We start from the raw sequence: 2,388 nt of genomic DNA, 5'->3' as shown, positions 1-2,388 counted from the left end.
CATTAGTAAAAACCGGATTGAGGCGAAAGGTTATGGAGAAACGAGATTACTGAACCGCTGTACCAACGGGGTTAAATGTACCCCTGCTGAACATCAGCTCAACAGAAGAACTGAGTTTAAAATAACTAAACAGTAGAACTGTTTTAGTATCAAAATACTAGCCATGCATGGTAAATTGTAAGTAGGATTTGGGAGGATCTGAAAACAATTGCCTGCATGGCTTTTTTGTTTTTATCGCTCTTTTGAGTTAATCTTTCATAGAATAATGATTGGGTAGATAATCATTTCCAGTATAATCGCTGAAATACACAAAATTGTAGAAAATTGAGGAGAAATTTCCCGATTTTCTTATAGAGATTCTTTCTCTGATTTTTTAAACCAAGAAAAACCATATTTTTTATTAGTACCACTATTTTTTATCCTGTGTTTTTATTCAGGTTTGAATTTGGTTTGGGGTTTTTTTTCTACATAGTAATTTATTGCCTAAGGTTAATTGGGGTTTTTTTTCTACTATGAAATATTTGGAAAAATGTAATAGTGGGATTTAAAGTGTTAAATAACGGTATGATTAATTGGACAGGTTTTTGAAAAGTGGGTGCTATAGCAAATCAAAGTATGTATTGAAAAATCGTACTTATAATAACATATAATATGAATAAACGCTTAATTTTTATCTTTAGCTTAGCAATTTTGTTAAGCGCTTTTGGTGTTTCTGCACAACAAAAAGTAAAAGATGGAACAGTTGCAGGAGGTAATTTACCGAATAAGGATGCAATTTTAGAACTGGAGAGTTCTAACAAAGGTTTTTTACATACCCGTGTTGCCTTAAAGGCCTCTACGAATGCTTTTCCATTAAGTGCACATGTTGCGGGGATGATGGTTTATAATACAGCAACCGAAAACGATGTTGTACCCGGTATTTATTACAATGATGGTAGTAAATGGGTTTTTGTAAGAAGCAGCAGTTCGATATTGGTTGAAAGTCAACCTGGTAAAACAGGTACACCTGGTATCCCCGGTCAACCGGGTGGTCCAGGATCTGGGGTTACGATTGTGACCAATGACAGTGGTACCTGGGTTTATAACCCAACCACGAATACCTGGACAAATATTAGTGGAGGAAAAGGAGCTGATGGAAAGAATGGTACTTCTGTAACAGGCGGTCCAAATGCGCCTGTAAATGGAGCGGGTTCAAATGGGGATACTTATATTAATACCAGTACTGGAGATGTTTATACAAAAGAAGGAAATGTTTGGGTATTAAGTGGGAATATCAAAGGTCCAAAAGGCGATGCAGGAGTAGTTGGTGTTCAGGGAATGCCTGGCACAAGCGGCACACCTGGTACTCCGGGTTCCGGCACCGCTGGTGCACCTGGCACAGGAGTTACGATTGTAACGAATGACAGTGGAACGTGGGTTTATAATCCAACCACGAATACCTGGACAAATATCAATGGTCCAAAAGGAGATAAAGGAGATGCAGGCGTAGTTGGTGTTCAGGGAATGCCTGGCACAAGCGGAGCACCTGGTACACCGGGATCAGGTACGCCTGGAGCACCTGGGACAGGGGTTACGATTGTGACGAATGACAGTGGTACCTGGGTGTATAATCCAACCACGAATACCTGGACGAATATCAATGGTCCAAAAGGAGATAAAGGTGATGCAGGCGTAGTTGGAGTTCAGGGAATGCCTGGCACAAGCGGAGCACCTGGTACTCCGGGATCAGGTACTGCTGGTGCACCTGGCACAGGAGTTACGATTGTAACGAATGACAGTGGTACCTGGGTTTATAACCCAACGACTAATACCTGGACGAATATCAATGGTCCAAAAGGAGATAAGGGTGATAAAGGAGATGCAGGCGTAGTTGGAGTTCAGGGGATGCCTGGCACAAGCGGAGCACCTGGTACACCGGGATCAGGCACTGCTGGAGCACCTGGTGCAGGGGTTACGATTGTGACGAATGACAGTGGCACCTGGGTATATAATCCAACCACGAATACCTGGACCAATATCAATGGTCCAAAAGGAGACAAGGGTGATAAAGGAGATGCAGGAATAGTTGGTGTTGAGGGTATGCCTGGCACAAGCGGAACTCCTGGTACTCCGGGATCCGGCACTGCTGGTGCGCCTGGAACAGGGGTTACGATTGTGACGAATGACAGTGGTACCTGGGTGTATAACCCAACAACCAATACCTGGACCAATATCAACGGTCCAAAAGGAGACAAAGGAGATAAAGGAGATGCAGGCGTAGTTGGAGTTCAGGGAATGCCTGGCACAAGTGGAGCACCTGGTATTCCGGGTTCCGGTACGCCTGGTGCACCTGGCACAGGAGTTACGATTGTGACCAATGACAGTGGTACCTGGGTGTATAACCCAACG

2 protein-coding genes are annotated in these 2,388 nt (G+C 43.4%); both read left to right on the top strand.

The genetic code is table 11. The features are described 5' to 3' along the window. On the top strand, window positions 1-136 hold a 136-nt coding region (locus O0955_RS18235; RefSeq protein ID WP_428982476.1), incomplete at its 5' end, for an OmpA family protein. A gap of 515 nt (window positions 137-651) precedes the next feature. Beyond that, window positions 652-2,388 (top strand): beta strand repeat-containing protein (locus O0955_RS18160; protein ID WP_428982475.1); only part of this gene is annotated, 1,737 nt, incomplete at its 3' end.

This window comes from Pedobacter punctiformis, from assembly GCF_027213715.1.
Lineage (GTDB): Bacteria > Bacteroidota > Bacteroidia > Sphingobacteriales > Sphingobacteriaceae > Pedobacter > Pedobacter punctiformis.
Note: the sequence above shows the minus strand (reverse complement) of the source record. Positions and strands in the feature narration are given on the sequence as shown.